We start from the raw sequence: 23,235 nt of genomic DNA on the forward strand, positions 1-23,235 counted from the left end.
CCCTCCACCAGAGGCAAGTTAGTTGCAGAATAAGAATTCTCCTCATCGTTTACTGCCGCAGAGACACCATTAACAATTACTGAAGCAATGCCTGCCCCTTCTTCAACAAAAGTCCCGTTGATCAGGACGGCACTGGCCGGAGAGGGAACGGGGTCGATGGCAACTTCCGGTGCAATTGTATCCACGAGGAAGTCCAGAGTCCTTTCGCTGGTATTTCCTTCAGAGTCCATTGCATAAACCGTGATACTGTGCATTCCATCATCAAGATGCGGTAATGTAACGGTCAGGTTGTATGTGTTAGTTTGATTGGTTCCGTTATTCCCGTCAAGTACATACCAAGCCAGAGCCGCCGGGTTAAAAGATGCCGGGTTAAAAGTTGCATTCAGCAGAGGAGTGCTGTCATTTGTGATAGCCTGCGGAGAATGTATCTTCACCGGACAAAACCACAGAATAGTGTTATGAAGAATTGTCGGGTAATCTCCAGTCCACTGATAATTATCACCAGGGTATGAATTGACCCCGACTACCGATTCTTTTGTGGCAATAAATTCCTCACCGTCGTCCCATTCAGCTACAAGTTCGGCTCCCGTGGTAAGTACAACGCTGTCCCGGTAATAATCAGACATGGAATTCACACCTTTCATAATGGGGTGAGACGCATCATACGGGCCAAGAGATGCAGTTGAATAGTGATTGCTGTTATCCCCGTCCTGTACAAATGGGCTGTATCCTTCTGATATTATCCTTCCCTGAAGATTCCAGCTAGGTCCGTACCAGGAGAATACCTGAATGATCACGTATCCGCCGCTATCAACATAGTCAGCCAGCACATCACCGAGTGCTACTTTGTCGTTGTACTGGTAATTGCTCCATACTATTGCAACATCATACTGCTGGAGCTCGGCAAGAGTCGGAGTTCCGTAGGCAGTATTGAAGGAGTTCACATTCCCTATATCAGGGAAACCTGTCAGAATAGATGTAAGCGAATTAGCACCGTCTGCCCCTAAAAGTAATACATCCAGCTGTGAACCGGAGCTGCCGACAGAATCTATTTCCAGAGTCCGGGACCCAGGAGCTAACATTTCTGCAAACAAACCCGGATTATTTTCCGGCACCGAATTTACAGTACCGGCACCATAAGCCGTTGCCGTGGTAGCTACGCTCTGGAATTCATCATCAATTTCATCATCAGATACATTCATGCTTATAGCTGATACTGTATATGAAAATAAGGAGATTAACAAAAGTAATGTACAGCAAGTAGTTAGAGATTCATATCCTATTTTTTTAAAACTACTGATAGGGTTTTTACCCATGTTTTTCACCACCTACAGAGATTCTCATTTTTATCCCAACTTACATAAAAGTTTTTCTCAGTTTTCATGGGTTTGTTTATTTCATTGGGTTTTTGAGGAAAATAAGCCGGATAATTTGGGGATCAATTTTAACAGAGGACAGATTTTAATAAATTTTAAAACAGATATTAGAATGAATATAATATAATAGTAATAATATAACATTGGTATATAAAACTTATCAATATAATTAATGGACATTGAAAAATAAAGATATCATAGATATAAAAGATGAGATCATTTTAAGTTCTATGGAGTTGTATAGTATGAGCCCGGAGGATAGCGGAATTAATAGTAAATTTTGAAAAAATTTGAAAAAATGAAAAAACCCAGGGAAACTATTTATTGCAAACAACCGGGTTAAGGGTATAAAAATGAATAGTAAGTAAGAAGGGGATGTGAAAAGAGTTTAATTTTCGAATCCCTTTTATGCATTCAAAAAAGTCGAAAACCATTAAAATTTTTCTGCCTTTTTCTTAAGGGCACTGTTCATGTCCCCGAAACTTCGCATCGTGCCTTTCTCGATGGACCATGAAGCCGTGATAAAGGGGATGGAAATCCCGGAAAAGCTCTCTTTCTGGATAAAACGGATCCTCCTGCCGGAAATCTCTTCGAGGAGGAAACTGTGCTCTCCGTCAAGCAGCCCGGGGAAAAAGAAACTGCCCTTCCAGGTAAGCTCTTTTCTTGGCTCCAGGCGAGTAATCCTTGGGTTGAGGGTTACGCCCTTTTTTTCCCATTCGGGTTTCATGTAAACCTTCAGTTTACTTCCGACTTTTGCCTCTCCGCTGATCTCCTGGATGTAAGGGTTCCACTTCGGATATGCCGCAAAATCCATAAGGATTTCCCAGATTCGTTCGGCTGGAGCGAAGATTTCGATTTCGGTACTGATTTCCTTTTTAAACTGAACGATTGCAATCCCTCTTCCGCTTTTTCCTGCTTATCCTGCGCATTCGGCTTTCCTCTGCGCTTTCAGCTTTTTCCTGAGCTCTCAGCTATCTTATTGAAGGCAAACTTCTTAACCCTGTTTATTTTGACCGGCCGAAGGGGAGTTTAAGGAACAACCAGTCATCAAAAACAATTTCCCTGAAAGACCTTTTCCTGTTCAGGTTTTTCCCAGGAGTTTTTTTCTTATTTTACGCCGCACGCTCCCGGCCATTTGCCTGAGGATAACAGGGGTCGGAGTGTTTTTCCCTGCCGGGGAAACCTGTCCTTCCCGGATTGCCTGCAGCACGGCTTCCACCGTGTTTTCCGGGGCAGCAATTTCGGTGTACGCCTGCCCCACCATTTCCGGGATATGGGAGTCGCTTCCCGCAACCCCCGGGAGTCCGAGCCTCTTTGCCTCAAGGGCAGCTTTCCGGTTTGCGCCGCTGAAGAGGCAGCGGGAGTTGAAGACCTCCACAGCATCGATGTCAAGCCCCTCAAAACTTCCGATCCCGTGGGAACTGCTCTTGAAAGGGTGGGGGACAATCACCGTGCCTCCCAGGGTCCGGGCCCGCCGGATTGTCTCTTCGGGGCTCAGCCAGGGCTCGATGTCCTCTTCTATGCCCAGGACCAGAATGTGCCCTTTCGAACAGCTGACCTCTGTCCCGGGGATGACCGTAACCTCAATGCCGAGGTCCATGGCCCTTTCCGCGCAGGCAAGCCCTCCCTCAACGGTGTCGTGGTCACAGACCGCAAATCCGGCAAGCCCACGCTTCCGGGCAACATCAAGTATGGCGTCCAGGTCCGAATTGCTGTCCCTTGAATAACAGGAATGGACGTGAAGATCGAATTTCATTCAAGGCTAAAGATGCCGGATGAATTTATATAAATTTTGAAACGGACCCTGAAATGGGAATAAAGCACCTGAAAAAAAGAAAACATCCAGAAAGAGGGAGCAAAAAGAAAGAACGGAAATCAAAAAAAGAACGCAAATTTGAAAGTTCATCGGATAAATAGGTAGAAAAAATAGGTAGCGAACGGCTGGGATATGGGGATCTTGGGGATAGTTAATGGGGGTATTGGCTCCAAAAAGAAAAATCCGTCCGCATTTCTATTTAAGTCAGGATATAATAAATACCTTTCGCCAACTTACGAACAAGTTAAGTTTTCTGAGGGAATAGAGGATCCTTGTAGCGTTTTTTGAGAGGTGTTTCAAATCTTCTGGGACACAGCTGGTCCTATAGCGATAACTCAGGCTGCGTCATTTTAAACCAGGTCATATTAAACCAGGGACCTGAAGCAGGTTTAAGCTTAAAAGGCCGGAAAAGCTTCAGAAGCTGAGAACACAGGCGACAAACCGGATGATAGGCAGCCAAAGGCAGTGAAACAGCCCAAAAGCGGCAATAGAAGTAACAATGTAAGCAAAAAACAACAATAGGAGAATTCAAGGCAATTAAGATCTGGCAATTAAGATCTGGCAGTTAAACATTGACAGTTAAAATCTAACCCCCCGGAGAAAGTAAACGGGGGCAAACATGGTTGGAGAAATTGCGAACGGGTCAACAGAGAAAAAATTGGTGTAGGGGTAGTTTAGGATATTAGGAGGGTCTGATGTCATTCAGTAGACACCCGTTCGCAAATAAACAAACGACTTTGAGATATAAATGCCTTTCGTAGATATACGAACAATGTTCCGGGTATACAAAAAATTTCCCGAGAATAAAAATATTGAAAAAAGTAGGAGGAATATTCAGTTGGTTTTTATAAAATTAGAAAAACTTTATATTCTTCCGTCGGGAGAGAAAGTTCCAGGAGTGCCGTTCAGGAAACTTCTGAAGCCGGGAATACCACTCAGTCCCCAAGGGCCTGTTCCAGGGCTCGAGCCCTGTTAATAACCTCTGCTCTGGCTTCGTAGTCAACTAAAATCCTCTCTCCGTACTCCACCCCGTGCACGATCCCCTCTTCATACAGCCAGGAAAGAACCGACATCCCTTTTTCCGAATTGGGGAGGGAAAGGGAACAGGTCTCCCAGGGGGGCAGGTGTCCGATGATCCCGGCTTTCAGTTCAGCAATGCCTGCCCCGTCTTTTGCGGAAACCTGGATGGGATTTGGGGCCAGGTAGCCGATCTCTTCCAGGCGTGTCTCCAGCTCTTCGGGACTCAACAGGTCGGTCTTGTTAAGCACGGTTATTACCGGGACCCCCTGGATCTTATCCCAGAGGGTATCGTGGCAGGTGGTAAGCTTCTGCAGGATGGTTTCCGGATCTTCGCTTACGTCCACCACCAGTAGGATGAGGTCCGAGAGGAAAATCCCGTCCAGGGTAGACTTGAAGGCGTCGACCATCCAGTGGGGGAGTTCCTCGATAAAGCCCACGGTGTCGGTCAGAAGGGCTTTTCGCCCGCCAAGGTCAAGGGCCCGGGTCATGGGGACCAGGGTAGTAAAAAGCATGTTCCTGGCCTCGGTACTTTCGTCTACGAGGGTGTTGAAAAGGGTGCTTTTCCCAGCATTAGTGTACCCTGCAAGGGAAATGAGGGAAAAGCCCTGCCTGTGCCGGAAAGCCCTCAGGGCCTCGTCGTCCTTTTCCGCAGACGCAAGCTCGGTTTCAATCCTGGAGATCCTCTTTTTCAGGTCCTGCTCGTAGGAGTCCTCATAGTCCCCAAGCCCCATGAACCCTGCCCTTTCTTCCTTTTTCAGGAGAGAAACTACAGCCCTGGCCCTGGGGAGTTCGTACCTGAGCCTTGCCAGTTCAACCTGGAGCTTGGAACGGTAGGTTACGGCCCTTTTTGCAAAGATCTCAAGGATGAGCTGGAACCTGTCGATCACCTGGCAGCGGCAGAGTTCCGAGATATTGTAGAGCTGGGTGGTGGAAAGTTTGTTATAAAAAATTACCTTTTCTGCGCCCGTCCTTTCCACAAGTTCAGCCAGCTCCTCGATCTTTCCTCTCCCTAGCTGGTACTTCGAGTCCGGGAACCTTGTCTGGGTAAGTTCACCCACTGGACGGTAGCCTGCAGCTTTTGCAAGCTCATAAAGTTCCAGAAACAGGTTTTCACTGCGCTCGGGGTCTGAACGGGGAGCCGTTCTCTTAACAAGAATCACCCTGCTCTCGTGGCCGGGTTCTGGTTCTGTTTTTATTGCGGGAATTGTCAGGCCTCTATTTCAAGTTCTTTAATTAGTAAGTTGCGGGCGCTTAAAGATATGTGATGCACAAGTTCAATCGCCCTTCTTTCGGCAATGGACTCCTGGTACTTGAAGGGCCGGGAAAACATGCTTTCGGGCACCCACTTGGGTTCGTTGTACATGTCCCCTTTTTCCGTTACAACCATGCCCTCGAAGGACAGCTGGTCAGCCGTGTCCTCGATCAGTTGCACGACATCCAGCAGTTTGGGAGGATAATCAAGCCAGCGGGGCAGGATCTTTACCTGCTTGACCTTCTCGACATGGTCTGCGGAAACCGTAAGGGCTGCAGCCGCACAGACCATATAGTATCCGCCTTTGATCCTGTGCCTGCCCGAAATGTCCGCTGCAATGATGTCCCACATGTTCTACGCTGCCTCCCGGACTGTGGGCCCGGTTTCATGAATCCTTAAGGGATTTGATATGTGAAATTTTATGTACTCTTTTAGGAAGTATCAGTTCAAGGATACCAGTTCAAGGATACCAGTTCAAGGATACCAGTTCAAGGATACCAGTTCAAGGATACCAGTTTAGGGAATACCAGTTTAGGGAAGTATCGATTTACATATGATAAACAAGGGCAGGAGCCCGGTTTACATTTTGACCCTGCCAATATCCAGGTATTCGATTTTTCCTTCTGTCTCAACTGCAAAGAGCATCCTTTTTCGCACGCTGTTTGCAAGCCTCACGGCCCCGGAAAGGACCGGGAGCCTGAACTCGAAGTCCGAAGGGGTGACGTTCACAAGGTACTCGGAGTGGGGGATTTTTTCCACGGACTCGACCTTCCGGTAGACCCTGAAATGGGTCCCGAACTTAAAGCCGGTCTTCACAACGTGCCCGGAGTCCCTTAGGTCCTTATATGCGAGGTATTTCTGGAAAAACGAGCTCTGGAGTCCCGAGGCTTCCTCTACGAATTCCTCAAAGGACATCTCTTTTCCTTTCCTGTCCCTGACCTTTATGACCCCCTCCGAGAGGAGGTAGAGAGACTCCACAAGAGAGAGCTGCAACCTTTCGGAGTCAAGCATTTTCCCGTAAAAGCCCCTTGAGTAGAGTGTTTCGGAACCCGGGGCTTCCCAGGCAATGACCCTGTCTTCCAGGAAAGTCGCTTCGGTTTTGACGGCAGGGTGCGGCTCAGGCATTCCTCCCTTCGGGGCTATTGTTTTGACCTCGTAGAAAGTGATGTCGCTTTCCTCGTCCACAACAGCAAGGACAAGCTCCTTGTGCACGTTTTCTGCCGCAGCCACAGACTCCTGAATGAGCCTTACCGGGAGAGGGTGCCTTTCGGACTGGACGCGGACAAAAATTCTTGCCGCACTTTTCCCGGGGTGGCTGCCCCTGGGGTAGACCCTGAAGTCTTCGGCCGAAGGCTGGACATAGTAGCCCCGCTCTTTCAGGTCCTTGTAAACGATGTATTTCAGTTCGAAATTCGGCTGCCTCAGGGAAGCCTGTTCGAAAAAGGCCCTGAAATCCAGAGGTTTGCCGTCCATTTCGAGCTCAAGCTTTTCCCTGGACAGGAGATAAGCAGCTTCCACAAGCGCAAGTTCGAGCCCTTCGCCTTTTTGCCTCCCGAAATAACCGGTCTTGTACAGTTCGGCTACCGCTTCCTTCCCGGCAAGGACCCGGTCCCCTTTAAGTTTTGCTTTCAATAGGTTCACCTGAAAAGAAAATAAAATGAAAATAAGCTCGTTCGAAGTAATCTGGAAGTTTACCTGGATTAATCTAATCCGGAGTTTATCCGGAATTAATCTAATCCGGAGTTTATCCGGAATTAATGTAATATCGTTTATAGTTTTGCCCTGGCCCTGCTCTCCCGGAATTTCCGGGCAGCATCCACAAGGGAACCTGCAAGCTCCCTGTATGCAGCCCCATGGAGGTGGGCATAGGATCCCAGGGTATTGCTGACGGTAAGCCCGTCCAGGTTGCCCTTTATCCCGGTGCCCCTGGAAAGCGTTATGGAAAACTCCGCATCTTCAGGGATTTCCCGGATTTCGGAGTGATGGAACTCATGCCCCTTGAAGGTATTGCCTTCCTTCCCTATTACGCAGTCCCGGGCAAGGGTCCCGATGTTGTAGCTGACGACCCGGGTCTGCCCCATGATTGTGTGGCCCGGAAGCGCCCCGACCATAAGGTGGGTGGACTCGGGCATGGCGGCATCGTGATATGTGCCTTTTCCAGGGACTCCGGTGCTTATCTTTTCTGTCAGGTACATAAGGCCCCCGCACTCGGCGTAGATGGGCATTCCCGCAGCAGAAGCTTCTTTGATGTCCTGGCGCATGGACTCGTTGGCTTCCAGTTCGGCTGCAAAGAGTTCGGGGTATCCGCCTCCGATATAGAGCCCGTCCACTTCCGGGAGCCGGGTATCCGAAACAGGGCTGAAGTAGACGATTTCCGCTCCTGCCAGTTCCAGCAGGTCGATGTTGTCATGGTAGTAAAAGTTGAAAGCCTCGTCCAGAGCAACCCCGATCCTGGGCTTATCGGTTCCCATCCCGGCACCTGCACTGGCAGCGGAACATGTATTGGAATCAGAACCGGTATTGGAATCGGAACCGGCATTTGCAGCCGGAGAAAAGATGCTGTATCCCGGGGTCTTCAGCGGCTTTGCGCTCTCTGCAATTCCAAGGAATCGGTCCACATCAATCCCGGTGTTGATGATATTTTCAATCCCCTTAAGCCGGGCCTCAAAGCCCCCGTCCCCGAGCCTCCGTCTGCCTTCCAGAGCCGGCATGAGCCCCAGGTGGCGCATGGAGATCTGCATGGAGGGGTCCCGCGGTATGATTCCTATCACAGGGACGCCGGTATAATGTTCAATTGCTTCTTTTGCTTTTTCGGCGTGGCGTCGGCCTCCGATATTGTTTAAGATGACACCCGCAATCTCGACGTCAGGGTCGAAATTTTTGTACCCTCCGACAAGGGCCGCACTTGAACGGGTGATGCTCCGGGCGTTGATTACCAGGACCACGGGGCAGTTCAGGATTTTTGCGATCTGGGCGGTGCTCCCAAGGTCGCTTAAGCTCTCGAAACCTTCGTAAAGCCCCCTGACCCCTTCGATAACCGCAATGTCAGCCCCTCCCTCTGCCTCGCAGGCGTGGGCGTAGACTTCCAGGATCCCTGCTTCGTCCATCAGGTAACCGTCCAGGTTCCGGCAGAACCTGCCCGTGATTTCCGTGTGATAGCTGGGGTCGATATAGTCCAGGGCGACCTTAAAGGGCTGGACCTTATAGCCCCTGGAAGCAAGGGCTGCCATCAGGCCCATGGAAATGGTGGTTTTCCCGGAAGAAGAACGGTCTGCGGAAATCAGGACCCTCGGGATACTCCCTGCTCCTTTTCCGGATTTTTCGTGCTGAGACATGCTTTCAACGCCCTTGAGTTTACTTTGCCGAATTGTTTACTTTGCCAGGATAGTTCCTGTTTATGGCTTACTTTTTTACGGCTTACTTTTTTACAGCCTGCTTTTTTACGGCTTACCTTGTCAGTTCCCTGAGCCTCTCATCGCTCAGGTGGTCTGCCATGGCCTTCTTTTCGTTTCCCATAATCGCTTTTGCAAGCTTGCGGTAGACTTCGGCAATGTCGGAGTCAGGGGCTTTTTCCATTACGGAATAGCCGTCCCGCTCGCAGTCCTGGACGACCTGCCGCTTGGGGATGAAAGCCATAAGCTGGCTCCCGATTTCTTCGGCAAACTTCTGGACCAGTTCCTCTTCCCTGCTTGCGTTTCGGGAGTTGCAGATTACCCCGCTGAGCGGCATCCCTATCTTGGAAAGCCCTTTACATATGTTGTTTGCGGCGTAAAGGGGCATGTATTCTCCCGAGGTCAGGACATAAGCCTCATTTACGTACCCTTTCCTGACAGGGGCCACGAACCCTCCGCAGACAATATCGCCCGGCACGTCGTAAATGATCAGGTCCTGCTCTCTTAAGAGGTCCGCAGAAATGCTTTTTAATTTCTGGATTGCAACGATTATCCCGCGCCCGGCACAGCCGATCCCGGGTTCGGGACCTCCGGCTTCCACACATTTGACCCCGGCGTAACCTTCGAAAACCACGTCTTCTTCTTTTACTTCCACGCCCTCGCGGAGGAGGTCGAGAATGGTGGGAATCCGCCTGCCCCCGAGCAGGGTAATTGACGAGTCGCTTTTGGGGTCGCAGCCGATGATCATGACCTTATGCCCTGCTTCCGCACAGGCCGCTGCCATGTTAGAGGCGGTGCTGGACTTGCCTATGCCGCCTTTTCCGTAGATTGCAATGATCTTTTGTTTTTTCACAGGATCTTCCTCCCTTTCCTCAAGCTTATCCTTCTGGCCCGGCTTTTTCCGGCTCAGGCTTCCTTTAAAACTTCCCTTAATGTGGCCCCGAACTCGGATTCCACGATTCCGCTTACCCCCAGGGTCTTCGGGTGGAGGTCGATTTCAACCACAACGTATTCATGCCCCATTTCTTTCATGGGCAGGACCTGCCTCGGCCCGTTAGTAACGGAAATCAGTTCCATGTGCTTTATGTGTTCCATGGGAATTGCATGCGGGACGCCCGTGATTACCGCAAAATCATAGTCGCTGTATTTTTCCTGGATCAGCTGGCTTACCTTTTCCCCTGCTATCGGGTATTCGTCCATGCCCCCGATAATTTCTTGCACCTCTACACCGTGGGCTTTGAAGTCCCTCATGATATTTTCGGCATGCTGCCTGACTCTCGGGAGTCCAACGTTTTCGTCAATGTTTGCCATGTTGACAAGGTTTCCCTGTTTCCCGAGGGCAGCTGCGGCCTCATTGACCGCAAGGGTGATATCGGCAAACATGTAACCGGTCTCTTTCTTGGCGTTCATGATGGTCAGGCCCTTTTTGCCTTCCTTGAGGAGTTCAAGAACCCGCCTTGCGACCTTGTACTTGACGTCTCCCCTTGAAGGGGCAAGGTACTCCTTGCTTGCAGCCCCGAACCTTTTCTCGACTTCCGTTGCTTTTGCGAGGAGGTATTCCTGGCGCTCAAACTCCTTGTGGTCGATGATCCCGGCATCGAGAGCAGATTCCAGTGCAAAGAGCACGCCTTTGGTATTGTTATGGTAGCCTGCATGCACCTCGACTTCGATTACCGGGATGTCGGGGTTTGCTTCAAGCACGGCTTCGTGCATCTCTTCTCCTATGATCATACTGGCGCAGGTCCCGACCACGCCCAGGATTTTGGGGTTGAAGAGCTCGATTGACTTGTTGATAAGCTCCACAAGCCTGTCATGCCCTCCGAATACGAAACCGCTCTCGTCAAGGCCGGTTGTTACAACATGGATCCCGTCTTCCTCGAGCAGCCTTGCGTGCTTGAAAGAACAGCCCGGAGGCCCGTGCAGAATAGCGACATCGACGTTTAAGTCCCGGAGGGTATAAAGGGCCGCAACGATGGAACTCGGGCGGGGATGAATGATTGAGATCTCTTTTCCAGTCATGACAAATCCTCTTTTTCGGGTTATGGGGATGTGATAATGAATTTCCCTCTGGTGATTTTTTTTCTTCCGGTGAATTTCCCTATGAAGAATTTTTCCCCGGTGAATTTTTCCTCGGTGAATTTCCCTGAGGAACTCCCGGTCTCCCTTATGGATATGGGTCCCGGGCTGGGCGGGAAGAGGGAATTATAAGGGGTTGAATGTTAGGCTGAAAGCTGAACAGGTAATTTCAGATATTAATTCAGATATTAATTCAGATATTAATTCAGATATTAATTCAGATATTAATTTCAGACAGACAATTATAAACAATCAATGGAAACGAATACAGATTAGAAGACCCTGTATAAAATGGTATCATAAATATGCCGGCATAAATGTGCTGAGTAAACCGGAAGACCTTCCCGGGCTCAGACCTCAGGGCCTGAGTTAAGGGCTTTTAGCGGAAGCACTTCACAGAGGAGAGTATTATATCTTCGGGCCCTGCAAGCTCTGATGCCATCGAGAGCCCTTCCGGAAGGCTGGCAGCATACGAGGCGTTTTTAGCTTTTACTGCCTGCATCCGCTCTCCCACCAGGAAGATGTGCCTGCACTTCATGCCGTATTTTTCCACAAACCCCTGCACGTCCTCCGGGGGCAGCCCCTCACATACCTGGGCGGCTTCTTCCCCGAGCACCAGGAAAATCCCCCCCCTCTTTTCGTCCTTTTTTTTCAGGAGGGCATACTCCAGGGCTTTTTCGGCTGAGCGGATGTCCATGCCGGAATTGGAGTTGTCGATAAGGGGAATCCCTGCAAGTTCCTTTTCCTGCATCCTGCCGGCAAGCCCCCTGAACCCTTCGAGCCCCGCAACAACCGACTCAATCCCGGCCCCCAGCTCAAGAGCCGCAGCCGAAGCTGCAACAAAGGCAGTCCTGTAAGCCGAAATGCTGTACCCGGGGCGTAAGGAAGCGGAGAATATTTCCTGCCCCCTTCGAAGGAAACGCAGGCGGGCGCCTGAGGCTGCGGAAGGTCCGGGTGATGCAGAGGATTCCGTTTCGTTTTCCGTTTCCAGCACGAAGTCGGCGGGCTCAGGCTCTTTTCCGGCAGGGCTCGAAAGGAAGGGGTCCCTGAAGGTCAGGACGTTTGCAGGGCTCTCTTTTGCAGCCTCAAGAGCTTTTTTTGCACCGGCGTTGAGGAGAAGAGTGCTCCCGGTTTTTGCGTTCCTGACGAGCTGGAGCTTTGCCTCGCTTGCGAGGGAAGTGCTGTTTGCAATCCCGTAGTCCGGGGCAAGGGTGGTGAGAATTCCAAGGTCAGCGGTCCCCGTGCCCCCTATGGAGATTTCGAAGATGAAAAAGTCCGGCATGCAGCCTGCGGCAAAAGCCATGTCAACAGCGGAAAGGATGCTTCCGGGAGTGATGCTCAGGCCCCTCCGTATAAGGGAAGAGGCGCCTTCGTCCAAGGCCTCAAGCCCCCGGGAGGTGTGGAGCACAACCGCGTATTTGCGGGAGAGCATATCCGCAAGAAGGGATGCCGTACTGGTCTTGGCCTTTACCCCTGTTACCTCGACCGTCCTTATGCCGGCAAGCCTGGGGTCTCCTTTGAGGATTTCCCCGACAATTCCGTGGTGGGAAAGGATCTTTTTCCCCAGGGCCCGGGCCTCTGCCAGCATGGGAGAAGCCGGATCCAGGTGCACAGGGGCCACAATGAGGTCGAAGCCCCCGGCCGGCAGGGGGGTTTTTGAGCAGTGGACACCGTGCTTTTCCTCAAGCTCAAGGAGCATTTCCGGCGCCACGGTCCCGTAGACGTCCACCCCGAAAACCTCATTCCCGAGGCCTGAAAGCTTTTTTGCAATAGGGATTCCGCCGTGGGTCAGGTCGAGCACGGCGATTTTTTTCCGGTACATTTCCGGCACATTTTATGGCACCGGTCCGTAAAGGAAACCGGACCAGGGTATTTTTCAGGAAAATTAAAGGGCTTCCTCGACCCTCTTGAACACAAGGTCTGCGATAAGTTCGTCGGCCCCTAAGGGTTTTGCATAGCAGATGGGCACGTCCTTCCCGTCAATGGAAAGGCTTCCACACCCGTTTTCGTCAAGGTTGAGGATTTCGGGGATGTCCTTTGTGATGTGCACCCCTGAGGCCAGGAAGACCGGCACGGCTGCAACCTTTGTAACTCCTGTCCCTGCAAAGCCTGCAATAGCCTCTTCCAGGGAGGGCTCGCTGTTTTCCATAAATCCGGCCCTTACGACAACATCAGCGTGCTTCTGTGCAATGTAGTCAGCGATCTGTGTAACAACTTCCTTGTTGTAAGGCAGCTTGCTCCCGTGCCCGATGGCCAGGATCCCGAGTTTTTCCGTCATTTTTGAAACCTCATTTTGATTTTAAGATTAACACAATTGTTTAGAATTGTAACATCCTGAGAGTTTAACATACTAAGGATTGATGTAATATAACCTTTTTGAGAAAAGGAGAAGCAGAAGCAAAAAATTTGCAGGGAGATGCTGATAAATAAGAAAGGACTGCCGGAAAAATTAAGAAAAAACCGGAAAAAACCGGACCAGAGCAAAAACAAGAACAGATCAAGGGAAAAAGCAAGGGAAAAGAGCAAGGGAAAAGAGCAAGGGAAAAGCAAGAATAAAGCGAGGGAAAAAAGCAAGGGGGAAAAAGAAGGAGAAAAGGCCAGCCCTGAGACTGAAAAAAGCCCCGAAGACTTTTTTGACCCGGCTTCAGAACTCGATAAGCCCTCCCGGATAATACATGACCCGGGCTCCTTCCAGATAAGCTCCACCGGGGTGCATAAACCCGTTCGACCCGCTCCAGTCCAGGTTTAGCCAGTACTGTTTTTCCCCGTCTGCCAGCTCCCGCTCCGAGTACCAGATGCTTTCCGCGCCGGTATAACGCCCGTACACATAGTACAAAATTTTGTTTGCAGTTTCCTGGTCGTCCCCTATGTATATCTCAGGGTAAGCGTGCCCGTAAGTATCGGTCCTCACGACAACGATCCGGGTATTAAAGCCCATATTTTTCATAAGCGCAGACATGGCTATGGAGTAGTCGTCGCAGTCCCCTTCGTACCCGTCCCTTATGGTCTGGGACGCGCTGAAGAAAAACTCCGCATTTTTGTCATAGCGGTACTCCCAGTTCCGGTTCACGTAATCGAAAACCTTACAGACGTCTTCGGTGTTGTACCCCGAGTCTTTCCCGGTTATTCTGTAAATCTCCCCTGAGATCCCGGAGTCATTGAAATTGATCGCCCGCCTGAAATTAAGGGAAAGCACCCTGTAGTCTTTGGGGTAGACCGAATTTGAAACATTTTCGGAATACTTAGGAATCTCAGGGATTCCGGAGACCTGCCCTCCGTCAGCAGCAAGCTCCCCGCTCTCTTCACCCGAGCCGGAAGCTGAACTTGTATCTGCATTTGCATCTGAACCCGCTTCTGAACCGGGACCTTCATCCGAACCCGCGCCATCGGGCAGGAACTGCTCTACCCGTTCTTCCATAACTTTTTCAATATCGGAAACGGACATTTTGCCCCCGTCTACTGAATCGGCAGGGTCGCCTATACAACCTGCGGCAAAGAGTGGGAAGAGGCAGATAAAACAGATCAATAAAATATTAACAGGGTTTGTGCGGGACATGGAAGGGCGGAAAATGTGAGGACGGGACATGAGATGGAGACTCCTGAATACTCTGATATAAAACTTATAATCAGGAAATATTTGGCTTTTGTCCTCCGGCCCAAAAGGCAAATTCAGAAAAATTCAGCAGATCCAGGTACAAAAAAGCGTCGAGCCACCTGATAGCAAGATCCCGGTAAGGAAAAGGCCAGAGGAGATCCGGGCATCAGACGTGACCATCAGACCTGGTCTTCGGGTCTTGCTCTCGAGTGGTGTAACCGTATCCGTGAAATTCACCCTTTCGATGTTTTACCTCGGGAGGGGGGTCGGTTCGTTTTTCCGGTAAAAATCCTGCTGAAGCTTTTTCCTGACATTCATGATTTACTGAAGTTTCCCAAAAAAACTAATCATCAGGTAAAACATAAAATTAAGTAATGTCAGTAGCCTCAAAGTACGACGGGATCGCATACGTCTACGATTTGATGGATTGGCCCATGGAATTTCTCTTTTATAGCAGGTGGAGAAAAGAAGCGCTTTTAGGTCTCAAGGGAAGAGTCCTGGAAGTAGGGGTTGGGACCGGAAAAAACCTGGAATACTACCCTCAGGGCTGTTTGGTAACAGGGATCGATAACAGCGAAAGGATGCTTGAAAAAGCCCGGAAAAGGGCTGAAGGCATGAATAACGTTACCCTGCTCCTGATGGACGCCGAGCATCTGGAATTCCCGGACAACACTTTTGATTATGTGGTCACAACCTTTGTGCTCTGCTCGGTCCCTGACCCTGTAAAGGCCCTTAAGGAAATGAGGAGAGTCTTAAAGCCGGAAGGAGAAATGGTCAACCTGGAACATATGCGCAGCAGCAACCGCCTGCTTTCCTGGTACGAAGACCTTATCAATCCGCTAATAATTGCCGTAACCGGAATCCATGTTAACCGGAAAACCGTGGAAAACATCGAAATAGCGGGGTTCAGGGTCAAGGAAGTAAAGAACCTTCTTATTAAGGACGTTTTCAGGAAGGTCCGGTCAAAGCCGTGATTTCCTTTTCTTTTCTTTTCCTGCATATCTAAACGGTTCTCGTTTTATTTGACCAGGAAAATGACCCCTGTAATCCCCACCATGACAAACATCCTGAGGGCCTGGGAAATCAGCATGGTTCTCATGCCGAGCCTGGGTCCGAAGATCCCCACGTAATGAGGCACATAAATCCTTAAAGTCCCCAAACTGGTTATGATATTGCCCACGAGCAGGACAAGTATGACTTCAAGGCCGCTTAAAACTCCCTGCTCCATAAGGTTTGAGGCAAGGGTATAGGCTGCAAGGTGGCTTGCAAAAAGGGCTGCAATGACCGGAAGTCCCTCCACTGGTACGGGCAGGTATTCGGATACTGGCTGCAGGTATGTGCCAAGTAGATCAAACACTTCCAGGTCTGTCAGGATGAATACCAGGAGTGTTACCGGGACCATCACGCTGAAAATCCTGTAGATCGTTTTCTTAGCAGGCCCCAGACTTTCCCTAACGGCTTCTTTTAATCCGGGAGCCTCTTTTTTCTCAGTGTATTCGAAAGGGACCTCCTGTGCCTCAAGCAGGAAATGCCCTGCAATGAGCACGATCAGCGTCTTTAAAAGGCCCACGAGAGTTATCAGTCCCACATAGATGATCCCGGTTGTCCCGAGCAGGGGCACAAGCACCGGAAGCAAAGTCCTCCAGTGCATTACAATGGCAGGAAATGAGTTCAATACCGAAGCGATGACCATTTCATTTTCCTTTATCATCCCTCTGTCGTACATGCTTTTAAGCGAAGCATTGGCTGAAGATGTGGATGCAAAAGCCGTAAGGAAAGAAACTCCACATTCTTTTTTAAGATGCCCGAAGTTTGTGATTGGCCGCACCAGGAAGTCGAATTTATCGAACCAGCCGAGGCTTACAAGGATTTCGGCAAGGGCAACCCCAAGGATTATGAAAGGTCCTGTTCTGAGAAGATACTCAATTGAGTTAATTATAGGCGTGAGTAACATTAAATTTTATAAAAATATGAATCTTTAAAAACCTGTCGAAAATAAATTATAAAATTTTTTCTTCAATCAAATTTCGATCGAATCCGACAGGATTAATCCTGCTTAATGAACCTGAACCTTAAATCAAAATCTGTTTCCGAAGATACCATATTAAACGATAACAACTAATTATTTCAGGATGCTGGGGAAAACAAATCGTTACCTCGAAGTTATGCGGGTCCTTTTAAAACACAACCTGCTTCCCGAACTGTACAGGGACCTTCGTACCGATTACATTTCAAACCCCGAATGTACCTGTGCTTATGACCAGGAGAACCTGGAGACTGCAAAAAAGCTCAGGCAGGCGTTTGAGGAACTCGGGCCTACTTTTGTCAAGATGGGACAGACCATGAGCAAGCGGCCTGACCTGGTGCCCCAGCCTTATGTTATTGAGATGTCAAACCTTCAGGACAAGGTGCGTCCCCTGCCTTTCGAGGAGATGACGGATTCCCTGGACCTGGCCTGTATCTGCGAGTATGAGCCGTCGGGTTTAAGAAATAAGAAGAAAAGCCAGGAAGAGATTCTGGCTTCCAGGAAGAGGAAGGCTGAAGCCTTCTTTGAGATTTTTGACAGTTTCAATCCCGAGCCGATTGCAAGCGGTTCCATTGCCCAGGTCTACCGGGGAGTGCTTGACGGAAAACCGGTGGCAGTAAAGATCCTGCGCCCGAACCTTATCGACAGCATCAACACGGACCTTTCCATCCTGGACGACCTGAAGCCTATCGTGAAAAAGGTAGTCGGGCTCGGGAATAAATTTGATATTGACGCCTTTTTGCTCGAAATCCGGGAGATGCTGACCCGGGAGGTGGACCTCAGGATCGAGGCCGTGAACATGCGGCGCTTTGAGGACAACTTCAAGAGTGTTAAAAACGTAGCTGTGCCCAAAGTCTATTCTGACTACTGTTCTGCCAATGTGCTTACCATGGAATTCGTCGAAGGTGTCCAGGTCAAGGATGTTGTTGACATGCCTGTTCCCCAGAGCAAGAAGTCAGAATATACGCGGACAATCACAAAAAGTTACCTTAAGCAGGTCTATATTGACGGTTTTTACCATGCCGACCCCCACGGGGGGAACATGCTTGTCCGGGAGGACGACACTGTCACTTTCATTGATTTCGGGGCAGTGGGCAGCATTGATGACGAACTCAAGAGGAACATGCTGGAGTTCTACTACGCCATCAACAACCGGGACGTGGAGGGGGCAACCCAGGGCTTTCTCAAGATCGGGAGTGCAAAGGCCGGGGAGGTGGATATCCGCAGGCTCAGGAAAGATATGGACAGCCTTATCGCAAACCAGAACTATGGGCTTGAAGGCAGGCAGAGCGACAATTACGCAAAACTAGGCCTGAAATACGACATCAAGCTCCCCGGGGAGTTCTCCACCCTGCAGAGGGCGATCCTGCTTATCGAGGGGGTCTGCCTGGAACTGGATCCCCGGTATAACATTAAAACCATTGCAATCCCTGTCCTCACGGAGGCTTACAAGAAGCTGGGAGCCTCAAAGGGAGCTGGCCTCCATATCGAGTTCAACACCGAGGCTGTGGACGAAAAAGCCGAACTCAGGGCTGCAATCCGGCAGGTCGCCGATAAAATGGGGGAAATGGGGGACCGGCTTGTGGAAAATGAAGAGAAGAAAAAAAGCCGCGTTTTCTCAAAGGAGCTTTATCTTGCGGTCCTGCTTGTTGTCTCTACCTATATACTGCTTTCCGGAGGCACGTTTGCCTGGGTGGGGCTTGCCGGGTTTGCAGGAGCGCTTCTCATCGGCCTGATTGCAGTTCACAGGGCTGATTGAAGCAGCTTTCTGATTAATACTGATAATAGGGCTACCCGGGTATCCGGCAAAAACTCTAATAAAAAGGAATAATAAATAAATTAAATAGCAATTTGCAAAATTAAATTCATATTTAAATAGCAATTTGCAGAATTAAATTCATATAATTAATTTATAGAATATCTTAATTAATTTACTGAGTATCTTTGCAGAAAAAACATTAGAACCATCAAGCAGGAGGGGGAAAGTTCCTGTGCGGGAAACCATAAAAATTGAAGGTATCGCGTGTGAACACTGCGTCATGAGGGTTGGAAGAGCTATTGCTTCTGTGAAGGGAGTAAGGGAAGTGGATGTGAGCCTGGAAAATAAAGAAGCTGTGGTGGACTTCGAAGCAGAGAAAACAAATCTGGAAGAAATCAAGTCCGCGGTCCGGGAAGCCGGATATGAACCCATATGATTCCGTATGATTCTGAGTGCTTAAATGTTGTACTGCCAATGATTAATTGTACAGCCAATGATTAATTGTACAGCCAATGATTAAAAATTTTTACTATGAGGTGCAAATAAAGTAAATGTAATTTACCGGTTAAAACCTTCATTAGAAATGAGCATATTATAAAATTTTCATTATATATTGTGTATAATATTTCGGGATAAATTATCTGGATATTTTACGGAGTATCTACAAAATCAACGTAATATATTGACATAAACATAATATATTGACATAATACAGAGGGTCAATACGAGGAGGCAGAGAGCATAACCCAGGAAACAATAAAAATCGAAGGCATGTCCTGCAAACATTGTGTCATGGCAGTTAAAAAGGCAATCGAAGCCGTTGACGGTGTGCAGAAGGCTGAAGTGGACCTTGAGAAGAAGCAGGCTGTTGTGGAGTATGACGAAAATAAGGCAAAGCTGGAGGATCTCAGGGCTGCTGTTCGGGGAGCGGGGTACGAACCTGTATGATACTTTATGGGACTAACCTGGTTTGAAGGTTTAATCGTGTCTTATAGATTTAATTCGACTGTATAGAGTTAACCTGGCAGTACGGGGTAACTGCTTGCATAAGGTTTACCTGACCCGGGAGGTTAACCCTGCCGGATAAGGTTAACCATAATATTTGGGAATATCCTGAGTTATTGAGGCGGTTTGCAGGGGCAGAATGCCTTTTTACGCTTTTGTTTTTTTCTTTCTCAGGGTATTTTTCTTTCAATACTCGATTTATATAAAGATTCACCGGACAGAACCATTATATACCAAAAAATGTAGAATTTTATAATATAGGCAGCCCGCCTATATGCGTTCAAGCGTTGATGCTTTGGGGGTGGAACGAATCAGGAAGACTACACTTGTCGTGGATGACATGGTATGCAGGCACTGCAAGGACATGGTCACCAGGCTTGTTACCTCGATCAACGGGGTTTCTCGCGTTAACGTAAACGTTCCGGACAGGACAGTAAATGTGACTTATGACAGTGAGAAGACAGATGCATACGTCATAAAAATGACCCTGCTCGAAGCCGGCTACAAACTATAAATCTGGCAAGAGAAGTTTGTCGAATCAAAGTTTTTCCAGGCATTTAAACCGGATGGAAAGTTCAAGTTCCAAAACAGGCGGAATTTATAATGGAAATGTCAATCCAGGTTTATGGCATGACCTGCGGTCACTGCCAGAAAAGAGTAGCGGATGCCATTTCGTCCCTGCAGGGCGTGGAATCTGTTGAAGTCAGCCTTGAGGCTGAACAGGCCGCTGTTAGCTTTGACCCTGAAAAAGTAAGCCTTGAAGACATAAAGGAGGCTGTCCGGAAAGCAGGGTACTCAACCGAAAAAGAAGAAACCGGTGCTGAGGCTCCTGAAGTTTTGGAAACGATTGAAGAGGAAGCAACAGTCAAAGTTCCGGAAGTTTCCGGGGAGAAATTGGAGGCGGAAATAACGGAAAAAGTCCTGGAAACTGGGGCTGAGGTGAGGACTGTTGGTGAGGCAGGTGGCGGCGTTGAGGTGGATGCTGGCGTTAAGGCTGGAGCTGGCGCTGAGGCCGGGATAAAGGAAGCTCCAAAAGCCGCAAGGAAGGAAATCACCCTGAGGGTTTCGGGGATGACCTGTGCGGCCTGTGCGGGAAACATTGAGCGGGTATTAAAAAAGAAAGAAGGCGTGGACTCCGTTGCTGTCAGCCTGGAGCTGGAAAAGGCGAAAGTGAGCTTTGAGCCTTCAAGGGTCTCTCCAAAAGACATCGAAGAAGCTATCGAATCTATCGGGTACGGGGTGGAAAAAGACTCCGTAACTCTTAACCTCCAGGGTATGAGCTGTGCCTCCTGTGCGGCAAATATCGAGAGGGTCTTAAACAAAACCGAAGGAGTAATCTCGGCCTCCGTAAATTTCCCTCTCGGGAAAGCCGTCGTCGAGTTCGATTCTTCCCGGGTTTCGGTCCGGGAAATGATCGCGGCAATCGAGGGAATCGGGTATGGGGCTTCCGTACACGCAGAGACTGTGGAGTATGAGGACAGGGAACGGCAGTTCAGGGAAGCGGAGATCCGGAAGCAGAAAAACAACCTGATAATTGCCCTGGCGCTGGGAATTCCCATATTTTTCGGGAACATGAGGATGATGTTTCCCTTTTTCTCCTTCGTGCCCGCTTTCCTTTCAAATCCGGTCCTGCTTTTTATCCTGGCAACCCTTGTCCTCCTCTTTCCCGGAAGGCAGTTTTTTGTCGGGACCTACAAAGGCTTCACGCACGGCGTAACCGACATGAACCTGCTGATCGCTGCCGGGACGGGGTCTGCCTACCTGATAAGTGTGGCTGCGACTTTCCTTGACCTGGGGCCCGGGTACGACAGCACCTACTACGATACGGTTTCTTTCCTGATCATTTTCATTGTCCTTGGCAGGTACCTCGAGGCCAGGGCGAGGGGCAGGACCTCGGAAGCCATCCGGAAACTGATGGGGCTTCGGGCAAAGACCTCCCGGATCCTGGTGGACGGGGAGGAAAAGGAAGTCCCTGTGGAAGAGGTCGTAGTCGGAGACATTGTGGTGGTCCGCCCCGGGGAAAAGATCCCTGTGGACGGGGTCGTTGTTGAAGGCAACTCGGCGGTGGATGAGTCAATGCTGACCGGGGAGAGCATTCCTGTGGAAAAAAGCCAGGGAGACACGGTCATAGGGGCAACCCTTAACAAAACAGGAGCTTTCAGGTTCCGGGCCGAAAAGGTCGGAGCCGACACCGCCCTTGCCCAGATCATCAAGCTCGTGGAAGCCGCCCAGACCACAAAAGCCCCGATCCAGCGGGTTGCCGACGTATTTGCGGGCAACTTCATCGTATCCGTGCACATCATTGCTCTCTTTGCCTTTTTCTTCTGGTTCTTTATAGGCTACTGGCGCTACGGGGTGGGGGAATCCGAAGCCCTCTTAGGGATCAGCCCCTTCCTCTTCTCCCTCCTGATCGCAATAACCGTCCTTGTGATCTCCTGCCCCTGTGCCGTGGGGCTTGCAACCCCTGCTGCCATCATGGTCGGGACGGGAAAGGGTGCGGAAAACGGAATCCTTATAAAAGGCGGAGAAGCCCTTGAGAGGGCGCACAAACTCAATACCATCGTTTTCGACAAGACCGGGACCCTGACCGAAGGGACCCCGAAACTTACCGATGTGCTGGCAGCCCCGGGCAGGGAAGAAATGGAGGTTCTTTTCGTGGCGGCTACTGCAGAAAAGGGCTCAGAGCACCCTCTGGGGGAGGCCGTGGTAAAAGGTGCGGAAACCCGGGGCATCAGCCTCGGAGAGGCCAGGAACTTCCGCTCGATTCCGGGAAAAGGTGTGGAGGCGTACCTTGGAGGCAAAAGGGTGCTCCTGGGTACCCGTAAGTTGATGGAAGAAAACGGGATTCCCTTTGAAGGGCTGGAAGCTGAAATGCGGGAATTCGAAGAAAAAGGAAAGACTGCAATGCTTGTTGCCCGGGAGTCCGAAGCCCTGGGCCTTGTTGCCGTTGCCGACACCTTAAAAGAGCGCTCGAAAGAAGCAGTCGGGACTCTCAGGAAAATGGGAATCGAAGTTGTGATGATTACCGGGGACAATGCCATAACTGCCGGTGCCATTGCGGCAGAAGTAGGGATTCCCAGGGTGCTTGCCGAGGTGCTGCCTGAGGACAAGGCCAGCGAAATCAAGAAGCTTCAGGGCGAGGGCAAGCTTGTTGGAATGGTAGGTGACGGAATTAATGACGCCCCTGCCCTTATCCAGTCCGACGTGGGAATTGCAATGGGTGCGGGCACGGACGTTGCAATGGAGTCTGCCAAAATCGTCCTGATTAAAAATGATCCGCTGGACGTTGTTGCCGCCCTTCGCCTGAGCCGGCTTACCATCCGCAAGATCAAGCAGAACCTGCTCTGGGCTTTCGGGTACAATTCGCTCGGGATTCCCATTGCAGCGGGGATCCTTTATCCCTTCTTCGAGCGGATCCTGATCTCTCCTGAGCTTGCAGCCGCCTTCATGGCAATGAGCTCGGTGTCCGTAACCACAAATTCCCTGCTCATGAAAAGAAGTAAGATTAAATAAGTTCAGGGCAGATATTTTCGCGGCTTAATAATTTAAGGAAGAATTTGAGGAATTCCGGGATTTACTAAATTCTTGATGATGAGAGGTTTAGCTCCATGCTGAAATTCGGACCTAAGGACAAAAGGACAAGAGTCGTGCTCCTTTCAAGTTTAGCCACCTCACTCTTGTTAATTAACCTGTTTTTGCTCGGGGCGCTCGCAACTAACATGTTCCGGGGAGAAATGGCCTATACCCAGGTAGATATGGCCGCAGGGGCAATTTTCGTCTTTGTGATTACCATGATCATTTCAATGTCCCTCTGGCCAAAAATCATGGACAGGCTTGAGAGCAGGGAAGAAGGCAAAAAAGCCTCCTGATCTTTGGGACTTGCCCATTACCATGCAAATAATTATATCAAGATTAATG

General features: G+C 49.7%; 22 protein-coding genes. 9 read left to right on the forward strand and 13 right to left on the reverse strand.

The window, feature by feature from the left end; translation table 11 throughout:
* The 9 genes from FTO70_RS14145 to cfbD form a co-directional block, all read right to left on the reverse strand.
* The coding region (locus FTO70_RS14145; RefSeq protein ID WP_255336446.1) for an Ig-like domain-containing protein at window positions 1–1,316 on the reverse strand (1,316 nt) is incomplete at its 3' end.
* A gap of 493 nt (window positions 1,317–1,809) precedes the next feature.
* Window positions 1,810–2,271 (reverse strand): SRPBCC family protein, encoded by a 462-nt coding sequence (locus FTO70_RS14150; RefSeq protein WP_369694375.1) that lies wholly within the window; start codon window positions 2,269–2,271, stop codon window positions 1,810–1,812.
* 186 nt (window positions 2,272–2,457) lie between these two features.
* A complete protein-coding gene (locus tag FTO70_RS14155) occupies window positions 2,458–3,132 on the reverse strand; it encodes a PHP domain-containing protein (protein WP_255336406.1) in 675 nt (224 codons plus the stop codon).
* A gap of 995 nt (window positions 3,133–4,127) precedes the next feature.
* Complete coding sequence (gene hflX / locus FTO70_RS14160) at window positions 4,128–5,369, reverse strand: GTPase HflX (protein WP_255336448.1); 1,242 nt, start codon at window positions 5,367–5,369, stop codon at window positions 4,128–4,130.
* Between the two features lie 50 nt (window positions 5,370–5,419).
* Window positions 5,420–5,815 carry a DUF2209 domain-containing protein gene (locus tag FTO70_RS14165; RefSeq protein WP_255336407.1) on the reverse strand — a complete coding sequence of 132 codons (396 nt, stop codon included), beginning with the start codon at window positions 5,813–5,815 and terminating at the stop codon, window positions 5,420–5,422.
* A gap of 228 nt (window positions 5,816–6,043) precedes the next feature.
* Window positions 6,044–7,096 carry a tRNA-intron lyase gene (gene endA / locus FTO70_RS14170; protein ID WP_255336408.1) on the reverse strand — a complete coding sequence of 351 codons (1,053 nt, stop codon included), beginning with the start codon at window positions 7,094–7,096 and terminating at the stop codon, window positions 6,044–6,046.
* A 137-nt stretch (window positions 7,097–7,233) separates the two neighbouring features.
* Window positions 7,234–8,799 (reverse strand): Ni-sirohydrochlorin a,c-diamide synthase, encoded by a 1,566-nt coding sequence (cfbB, locus tag FTO70_RS14175; protein ID WP_255336409.1) that lies wholly within the window; start codon window positions 8,797–8,799, stop codon window positions 7,234–7,236.
* A gap of 112 nt (window positions 8,800–8,911) precedes the next feature.
* Window positions 8,912–9,709: a Ni-sirohydrochlorin a,c-diamide reductive cyclase ATP-dependent reductase subunit gene (cfbC, locus tag FTO70_RS14180; RefSeq protein WP_255336410.1), complete on the reverse strand. Its 798-nt coding sequence runs from the start codon at window positions 9,707–9,709 to the stop codon at window positions 8,912–8,914.
* Between the two features lie 53 nt (window positions 9,710–9,762).
* On the reverse strand, window positions 9,763–10,875 hold the full coding sequence (cfbD, locus tag FTO70_RS14185) for a Ni-sirohydrochlorin a,c-diamide reductive cyclase catalytic subunit (protein ID WP_255336411.1): 1,113 nt from the start codon (window positions 10,873–10,875) through the stop codon (window positions 9,763–9,765).
* Between the two features lie 193 nt (window positions 10,876–11,068).
* On the opposite strand from cfbD, the gene FTO70_RS14190 reads away from it, so the two are divergent.
* Window positions 11,069–11,305: a hypothetical protein gene (locus FTO70_RS14190; RefSeq protein ID WP_255336412.1), complete on the forward strand. Its 237-nt coding sequence runs from the start codon at window positions 11,069–11,071 to the stop codon at window positions 11,303–11,305.
* A gap of 6 nt (window positions 11,306–11,311) precedes the next feature.
* Here the strand turns inward: FTO70_RS14190 and cfbE are convergent, their stop codons facing one another.
* The 3 genes from cfbE to FTO70_RS14205 form a co-directional block, all read right to left on the reverse strand.
* Window positions 11,312–12,754, reverse strand: coding sequence for a coenzyme F430 synthase (cfbE, locus tag FTO70_RS14195; protein WP_255336413.1), 1,443 nt, complete (start codon window positions 12,752–12,754; stop codon window positions 11,312–11,314).
* A 63-nt stretch (window positions 12,755–12,817) separates the two neighbouring features.
* A complete protein-coding gene (cfbA, locus tag FTO70_RS14200) occupies window positions 12,818–13,210 on the reverse strand; it encodes a sirohydrochlorin nickelochelatase (RefSeq protein WP_255336414.1) in 393 nt (130 codons plus the stop codon).
* Window positions 13,211–13,576: 366 nt separating this feature from the next.
* Window positions 13,577–14,518: a transglutaminase-like domain-containing protein gene (locus tag FTO70_RS14205; RefSeq protein ID WP_255336415.1), complete on the reverse strand. Its 942-nt coding sequence runs from the start codon at window positions 14,516–14,518 to the stop codon at window positions 13,577–13,579.
* A 58-nt stretch (window positions 14,519–14,576) separates the two neighbouring features.
* Here FTO70_RS14205 and FTO70_RS14210 point away from each other — a divergent pair, with 58 nt between their 5' ends.
* A complete protein-coding gene (locus FTO70_RS14210) occupies window positions 14,577–14,813 on the forward strand; it encodes a hypothetical protein (protein ID WP_255336416.1) in 237 nt (78 codons plus the stop codon).
* An 88-nt stretch (window positions 14,814–14,901) separates the two neighbouring features.
* Window positions 14,902–15,501: a class I SAM-dependent methyltransferase gene (locus FTO70_RS14215; RefSeq protein WP_255336417.1), complete on the forward strand. Its 600-nt coding sequence runs from the start codon at window positions 14,902–14,904 to the stop codon at window positions 15,499–15,501.
* Between the two features lie 44 nt (window positions 15,502–15,545).
* Here the strand turns inward: FTO70_RS14215 and FTO70_RS14220 are convergent, their stop codons facing one another.
* Window positions 15,546–16,481, reverse strand: a complete 936-nt coding sequence (locus FTO70_RS14220) for a nucleoside recognition domain-containing protein (RefSeq protein ID WP_255336418.1) — start codon at window positions 16,479–16,481, stop codon at window positions 15,546–15,548.
* Window positions 16,482–16,659: 178 nt separating this feature from the next.
* Between FTO70_RS14220 and FTO70_RS14225 the strand changes: the two genes are divergently transcribed.
* From FTO70_RS14225 to FTO70_RS14250, 6 genes are all read left to right on the forward strand, one after another.
* Window positions 16,660–18,312: an AarF/ABC1/UbiB kinase family protein gene (locus tag FTO70_RS14225; protein WP_255336419.1), complete on the forward strand. Its 1,653-nt coding sequence runs from the start codon at window positions 16,660–16,662 to the stop codon at window positions 18,310–18,312.
* A gap of 232 nt (window positions 18,313–18,544) precedes the next feature.
* Complete coding sequence (locus FTO70_RS14230) at window positions 18,545–18,748, forward strand: heavy-metal-associated domain-containing protein (RefSeq protein ID WP_255336420.1); 204 nt, start codon at window positions 18,545–18,547, stop codon at window positions 18,746–18,748.
* A gap of 320 nt (window positions 18,749–19,068) precedes the next feature.
* Window positions 19,069–19,260, forward strand: a complete 192-nt coding sequence (locus tag FTO70_RS14235; RefSeq protein WP_369694376.1) for a heavy-metal-associated domain-containing protein — start codon at window positions 19,069–19,071, stop codon at window positions 19,258–19,260.
* 331 nt (window positions 19,261–19,591) lie between these two features.
* Window positions 19,592–19,831: a heavy-metal-associated domain-containing protein gene (locus FTO70_RS14240; RefSeq protein ID WP_255336421.1), complete on the forward strand. Its 240-nt coding sequence runs from the start codon at window positions 19,592–19,594 to the stop codon at window positions 19,829–19,831.
* 89 nt (window positions 19,832–19,920) lie between these two features.
* Window positions 19,921–22,830 (forward strand): heavy metal translocating P-type ATPase, encoded by a 2,910-nt coding sequence (locus tag FTO70_RS14245; RefSeq protein WP_255336422.1) that lies wholly within the window; start codon window positions 19,921–19,923, stop codon window positions 22,828–22,830.
* 95 nt (window positions 22,831–22,925) lie between these two features.
* Window positions 22,926–23,186 carry a hypothetical protein gene (locus tag FTO70_RS14250; protein ID WP_255336423.1) on the forward strand — a complete coding sequence of 87 codons (261 nt, stop codon included), beginning with the start codon at window positions 22,926–22,928 and terminating at the stop codon, window positions 23,184–23,186.
* Window positions 23,187–23,235 lie beyond the last annotated feature (49 nt).

Origin of the sequence: Methanosarcina sp. KYL-1 (assembly GCF_024372725.1) — an archaeon.
In the GTDB taxonomy this organism is placed as follows: domain Archaea; phylum Halobacteriota; class Methanosarcinia; order Methanosarcinales; family Methanosarcinaceae; genus Methanosarcina.